At 61.9% G+C, this 6,151-nt stretch carries 8 protein-coding genes; 6 read left to right on the plus strand and 2 right to left on the minus strand.

Features of this window, described 5'->3' with window-relative positions; all coding sequences use genetic code 11:
• The first annotated feature begins 130 nt into the window (after positions 1-130).
• The 5 genes from sufC to sufA all read left to right on the plus strand — a co-directional run bounded on the left by sufC (position 131) and on the right by sufA (position 4,502).
• Positions 131-886 carry a Fe-S cluster assembly ATPase SufC gene (sufC, locus tag EN935_RS18460; RefSeq protein WP_023810312.1) on the plus strand — a complete coding sequence of 252 codons (756 nt, stop codon included), beginning with the start codon at positions 131-133 and terminating at the stop codon, positions 884-886.
• Between the two features lie 25 nt (positions 887-911).
• Positions 912-2,180, plus strand: coding sequence for a Fe-S cluster assembly protein SufD (sufD, locus tag EN935_RS18465; protein ID WP_127373501.1), 1,269 nt, complete (start codon positions 912-914; stop codon positions 2,178-2,180).
• Positions 2,181-2,365: 185 nt separating this feature from the next.
• A complete protein-coding gene (locus EN935_RS18470; protein ID WP_127264238.1) occupies positions 2,366-3,607 on the plus strand; it encodes a cysteine desulfurase in 1,242 nt (413 codons plus the stop codon).
• Positions 3,608-3,628: 21 nt separating this feature from the next.
• Positions 3,629-4,021, plus strand: coding sequence for an SUF system Fe-S cluster assembly protein (locus EN935_RS18475; RefSeq protein WP_109669593.1), 393 nt, complete (start codon positions 3,629-3,631; stop codon positions 4,019-4,021).
• A gap of 100 nt (positions 4,022-4,121) precedes the next feature.
• Positions 4,122-4,502 (plus strand): Fe-S cluster assembly scaffold SufA, encoded by a 381-nt coding sequence (gene sufA / locus EN935_RS18480; protein ID WP_127264236.1) that lies wholly within the window; start codon positions 4,122-4,124, stop codon positions 4,500-4,502.
• A gap of 31 nt (positions 4,503-4,533) precedes the next feature.
• Here sufA and EN935_RS18485 read toward each other — a convergent pair whose 3' ends face one another.
• Positions 4,534-5,031 (minus strand): GFA family protein, encoded by a 498-nt coding sequence (locus tag EN935_RS18485; RefSeq protein ID WP_127264234.1) that lies wholly within the window; start codon positions 5,029-5,031, stop codon positions 4,534-4,536.
• 90 nt (positions 5,032-5,121) lie between these two features.
• Here EN935_RS18485 and EN935_RS18490 point away from each other — a divergent pair, with 90 nt between their 5' ends.
• On the plus strand, positions 5,122-5,445 hold the full coding sequence (locus EN935_RS18490) for a TfoX/Sxy family protein (RefSeq protein WP_127264232.1): 324 nt from the start codon (positions 5,122-5,124) through the stop codon (positions 5,443-5,445).
• 185 nt (positions 5,446-5,630) lie between these two features.
• Here EN935_RS18490 and EN935_RS18495 read toward each other — a convergent pair.
• The coding region (locus EN935_RS18495; RefSeq protein ID WP_206534535.1) for a pseudouridine-5'-phosphate glycosidase at positions 5,631-6,151 on the minus strand (521 nt) is incomplete at its 5' end.

A 6,151-nucleotide genomic window follows, 5' to 3' on the forward strand; every position in this document is an offset into this window, starting at 1 on the left:
GTCAATGTGTTCCTCGGCATTGCCGTCTTCTCGGCCGGTTTTGGCATGTCCCTATCGTGGTTCATGGCCCTGCAGCGCCGGCACACCGACTACTCCATCACTTACGGCGATTATTTCAGAGAAAAGAACAATGCTTGAAATCAGAAACCTGCACGCCCGCATCGTCGATGACGGCACCGAAATCATCCGCGGCTTGAACCTGACGGTGAAAGCCGGCGAGGTCGCCGCGATCATGGGGCCGAACGGCTCGGGCAAGTCGACGCTGTCCTACATCCTCGCCGGCCGCGAGGACTATGAAGTGACCGAGGGCGACATCCTCTACAACGGCCAGTCGATCCTCGAAATGGATCCAGCCGAGCGCGCCACGTCAGGCATCTTCCTCGCCTTCCAGTACCCGATGGAGATACCGGGTGTGGCGACCATGGAATTCCTGAAAGTGGCGATGAACGAGCAGCGCAAGGCGCGCGGCGAGGAACCCTTGAAGATCCCGGAATTCCTGAAGCGGGTGAAGGAAGCAGCCGCCTCGCTCAGCATGGACATGGCGATGCTGAAGCGGCCGCTCAATGTCGGCTTCTCCGGAGGCGAGAAGAAGCGCGCCGAGATCCTGCAGATGAAGCTGCTGGAGCCGAAGCTGTGCGTGCTCGACGAGACCGATTCTGGCCTCGACATCGATGCGCTGAAGATCGTTTCGGACGGCGTCAACGCATTGCGCGCGCCAGATCGGGCATTCCTGGTCATCACCCACTATCAGCGCCTGCTCGAACACATCGTGCCCGATACCGTGCACGTGCTCTACAAGGGCCAGGTCATCAAGTCGGGCGACAAGTCGCTGGCGCTTGACCTAGAAGCCAATGGCTACGCCGGCGTGATCGGCGAAGCCGCGTGAGATGCCAGAAGGCAAGGCAAGACTGATGAATATGCACTCGACACCCCAACGCACGCAGGCCGAAACAGCGTTGATCGACGCGTTCGGCGACCGGCTGTCGCTGCTGCCGGGCGACGGCGCGGTGATGCTGAAGCGCGACGACGCCATCGAGGCGATCAAGCACGGCCTGCCGACGCGGCGTGTCGAATCCTGGCATTACACCGACCTGCGCCGGTTGTTGAATGCGGTGCCGGACTTCGATCCGGCCGCCATGGCCAAAGCCATTGCACCGATTGTCGCCGGTTCCACCGTGGTGTCGATCCTGAACGGCACGTCCGACGCCAAGGTGCCGGTCCTTGAAGGCGTCACTTTCCAGCGCCTGTCGGAAAAGCTGACCGACGGCAGCATCGCGCCGGGGCTCGATCCCTATGGCAGCGACGACGCCATCGGTGCACTGAACACGGCGTTCGTTGCCGACGGTTATTTCGTCGATATCGCCGATGGCGCGGAACTCGAAAAGCCGATCGAACTGCAGAACCTGCAAGCCGGTGGCCAGACCCATGTGCGCCTGCCAGTGCGTGTCGGCGCTGGCGCCAAGGCCGTTATCGTCGAGCGCCAGACGGGTGACGGGGCTGCCCTGGTCAGCTCGGTCAGCCAGCTCGTGCTGGGCGAGGGTGCCGAAGTGATATGGCTGATCGTGCAGGAGCAGCCGGAAACGGCCACGCATCTGGGGCAGTTCAAGGCGCATCTAGGCAAGAATTCGAAGCTGACGGTGTTCTTCATGAATGCTGGCGGCAAGCTTGTGCGCCAGGAGATCGTGGTCAGGACGACAGGCGAAGGCGCCGATTTCAAATTGCGCGGCATCAACCTTCTGGCCGGCGACACCCATACCGACGTGACCATGGTGCTCGACCATGCCGTACCGCACACGACCTCGACGGAAGTCATCCGCAACGTGGTGACGGGCAAGGCGCGGGGCGTCTTCCAGGGCCGCATCAACGTCCATCAATATGCGCAGAAGACCAACGCCAAGATGGCCTGCAACACGCTGTTGCTGTCGGATGACGGCGAGTTCTCGACCAAGCCGGAGCTGGAAATCTTCGCCGACGACGTCGTCTGCGGCCATGGCGCGACGGTCACCGAGATCGACCACGACCATCTGTTCTACCTGATGGCGCGCGGCGTCGACGAGAAGACCGCGCGGGGGCTCCTTGTGAAAGCCTTCGTTGCCGAGGTGATTGAGGAACTGGACGACGAGATGATCGTCGAGGCGCTGGAAGCGCGGCTCGACGACTGGTTCGTGGCACACGGCTAATTGGATGGGGCCCGGCAAAGCCACCCCTCATCCGTCTTGGCGCTACGCGCCAATCCACCTTCTCCCACAAGGGGAGAAGGTAAAGCGCTAGACCTTCTCCCCTTGCGGGAGAAGGTGGCCGAGCGAAGCTCGGTCGGATGAGGGGTGTTGGAAGGATCTCGGCCTAGGCCGGCAAGGACTTTGAAATGGACCAGAAAGTCGAAAACATCCCCTACGACGTCGAAGCGATCCGCCGCGATTTCCCGATCCTGTCGCGGGAAGTCTACGGCAAGAAGCTGGTCTATCTCGACAATGGCGCCTCGGCACAGAAGCCGCAGGTGGTGCTGGACACAATCCAGCACGCCTATTCCCAGGAATACGCCAACGTCCATCGCGGCCTGCACTTCCTCTCCAATGCGGCGACGGATGCTTATGAGAAGGCGCGCGAGACGGTGCGCCGCTTCCTCAACGCGCCCAGCACCGACAACATCATTTTCACCTCGAACACGACCTCGGCCATCAACACGGTCGCTTATGGCTATGGCATGCCCAACATCGGTGAGGGCGACGAGATCGTGCTGTCGATCATGGAGCACCATTCCAACATCGTTCCCTGGCATTTCATCCGCGAGCGGCAGGGCGCCAAACTGGTCTGGGTGCCGGTCGACGATCTCGGCGTCTTCCACATCGAGGAATTTGAAAAGCGCCTGACCGACCGCACCAAGCTGGTCGCCATCACGCAGATGTCGAATGCGCTGGGCACGGTGACGCCGATCAAGGAGATCGTGCGCATCGCGCATTCGCGTGGAATTCCGGTGCTGGTCGACGGCAGCCAGAGCGCCGTGCATATGCCGATCGATGTGCAGGATCTCGACTGCGACTTCTTCGTCTTCACCGGCCACAAGGTCTACGGCCCGTCGGGCATCGGCGTGCTCTACGGCAAGAAGGACATTCTCCAGGGCATGCGCCCCTTCATGGGCGGCGGCGAGATGATCGAGGAAGTGACGGAAGACATCGTCACCTACAACGAGCCGCCGCACCGCTTCGAGGCCGGCACGCCGCCGATCGTGCAGGCGATCGGGCTTGGCGCGGCATTGGACTATATGGAATCGGTCGGCCGCGAGCGCATCGCCGCACACGAGGAAGACCTGAAGAACTACGCGCATGAGCGGCTGCGCGCCATCAACTCGCTGCGCATCTTCGGCGATGCGCCCGGCAAGGGAGCCATTATCTCGTTCGAGCTGCAAGGCATTCATGCGCACGACGTGTCGATGGTGATAGACAGGCAGGGCGTTGCGGTGCGCGCGGGCACCCATTGCGCCCAGCCGCTGTTGAAACGTTTTGGTGTAACCTCCACATGCAGGGCATCGTTCGGCATGTATAATACCAGGGCCGAAGTTGACGCTTTGGCCGAGGCGCTTGAAAAAGCGCGCAAATTCTTCGGATGACGAGTTTTTTGGGTGACGACCATGGATGATGTGAGCAGCGCAGCCGAGACCACTCCGGAAACCGCGCCCAATGCACTGGTTTCGGGATCAGCCATTCCAGCCGACGAACTGGCGCGGCTGACCGACGACATCGTCTCGGCGCTGAAGACTGTCTACGATCCGGAAATCCCGGCCGACATCTACGAGCTTGGGCTGATCTACAAGATCGACATCGAGGACAATCGGTCGGTCAAGATCGACATGACGCTGACCGCGCCCGGCTGCCCTGTCGCCGGCGAAATGCCCGGCTGGGTGGAGAATGCCGTTGGTGCCGTCGAAGGCGTGTCCGGCGTCGAGGTCAACATGACTTTCGACCCGCCCTGGTCGGCCGACCGGATGTCGGAAGAGGCGCAGGTTGCAGTAGGTTGGTACTAGCGTCGAACCTGGCACACTTGCGCCAAGGGTAAAACTTCACCATTTTAGGTGAGGAATCATTCGGCAGGCCTTGAACCTGCATGGAATGGAAGGAAAAAGAATGGGACGCTTTGCCGTCATCACGATGACCGAAAAGGCCGCCGACCGGGTGCGCGAGATTGTCGCGACCCGCGAGAGTGCGCATGGCATCCGCCTCGGCATCAAGAAGGGCGGCTGCGCCGGCATGGAATACACGGTTGACCTGGTGACCGAGCCCAACACCAAGGACGACCATATCGAGCGCGACGGCGCCCATGTCTATGTGGCGCCTGAGGCGGCGCTTTTCCTGTTCGGCACTGAGATGGATTTCGAGCAGACGACGCTGCGCACCGGCTTCACCTTCCACAATCCGAACCAGAGTTCGGCCTGCGGTTGCGGCGAATCCGTCGAACTGAAGCCGGCCGATCTGAAGGCGCTGGCAGAGGCACGCGCCTCGGCCTGATCTTCCTTCGCCCCGTACGGGGCGAAGAACGCTACTCCACCCACATGCCCGTCCGCTTGTGCCAATCGGCGATCGATTCCTCGGGATAGACGTCGAACGTTTTGTCGCCCTTGCCGATGTCGGGCTCGACCCAGTTCGCCTTGTATTTCAGCATCAGATGCACCCGGCTCGGTGGAATGGGCAGGTCGTTGTCGATCGCCGAAGCGAAGGGATGCACCAGCTCCGGCCAGGTCGGGTCGTAGAGCCACAGCGCCGAGCCGCATTTGCGACAGAAATTGCGCTCACCCGTCGAGATCTCGCACTGCGGATGTTCGTCGTCTTCGATCTCGGCCCGGTAGACGCCGAGGCTCCTTTTGCCCCTGATGTTCAACGTCGCGCTGTCGGCGCCGAGGTTGATGGCAAAACCGCCACCGCCTTGCTGTTTGCGGCAGATCGAACAGTAGCACAGCATGAATGGCGCCGGCGTGTGGCTCTCCACCTCGAAACGCACGGCGTTGCAGCGGCAGGATCCTTTGAGCAGAAGCGGCATGACAAAAACTCCGACGGATGGCTCTCAACCTGTCAGCATGATTTTGGTTGCGGCGATGACAAGCCCAAATGCTGGTGACATGATCGCGGCATGGACAATGAACGCATCGCCGAACTGTTCGAGGGCCTAGGCCCGGTCAGCATCCGCAAACTGTTCGGCGGCAAGGGCATCTATTTCGACGGCATCATCGTCGCCATCGTGCTGCGCGGCGAATTGATGCTGAAGGCCGACGAGCAAAGCGCACCGGACTTCGAAGCCGCCGGTTGCCGGCAGTGGACCTATACGGGCTCCCGCCACGGCAAGCTGGTCTCCATGCCCTACTGGAGCATTCCCGACAGCGCTTTCGATGATCCCGACGAGATGACGGTCTGGGCGCGCCGGGCCTATGAGGCGGGGCGGCGGGCGGGGAAGTAGATTCCCGCAAGCACGAGGCCGCCCCCTCATCCGGCCGCTTCGCGGCCACCGTCTCCCCGAGGGGAGAAGAGGTCGATGTCGGCTCTGGGAGCTCCTCTCCCCTCGGGGAGAGGTCGGATTGCCCCGAATTGCCCTTTGCAATTCGGTTTTGGCAATCCGGGTGAGGGGGTCTTTGTCGCGTGAACCTACAATGCCTTCGCAATCCTCGCCGCCAGCCGCGCATTGTTCTCCACCAGCGCGATGTTGGTCTTCAGGCTCCTGCCGCCGGTCAGTTCGAGGATTTTCGACAGCAGGAAGGGCGTCACCGCCTTGCCGGTCACGTTGAGCGCCTCGGCGGCCTTTTGCGCGGCTTCAATGTAGCCGGCCATCTCTTCAGCGGGGATTTCGTGGTTCTCGGGCACCGGATTGGCGATCAGCATGCCGCCGCCGAGGCCAAGCGCTGCCCTCGTCTGGTAGAAATGCGCGATCTCTTCCGGTTTGTGCAAGGTCAGCGGCGCACGGAACGGCGAATGCCGCGACCAGAAGGCCGGCATCGTCTCGCAGCCATGGCCGACCACCGGCACGCCGCGCGTCTCCAGCACTTCCAGCGTCTTTTCGATGTCGAGGATGGCTTTGGCGCCGGCCGACACGACGATGACCGGGGTGCGCGCCAGCTCGTCGAGATCGGCGGAAATGTCAAAGCTCTTTTCCGCACCCTTGTGCACGC

This window comes from Mesorhizobium sp. M7D.F.Ca.US.004.03.1.1, assembly GCF_003998635.1.
GTDB lineage: Bacteria > Pseudomonadota > Alphaproteobacteria > Rhizobiales > Rhizobiaceae > Mesorhizobium > Mesorhizobium loti.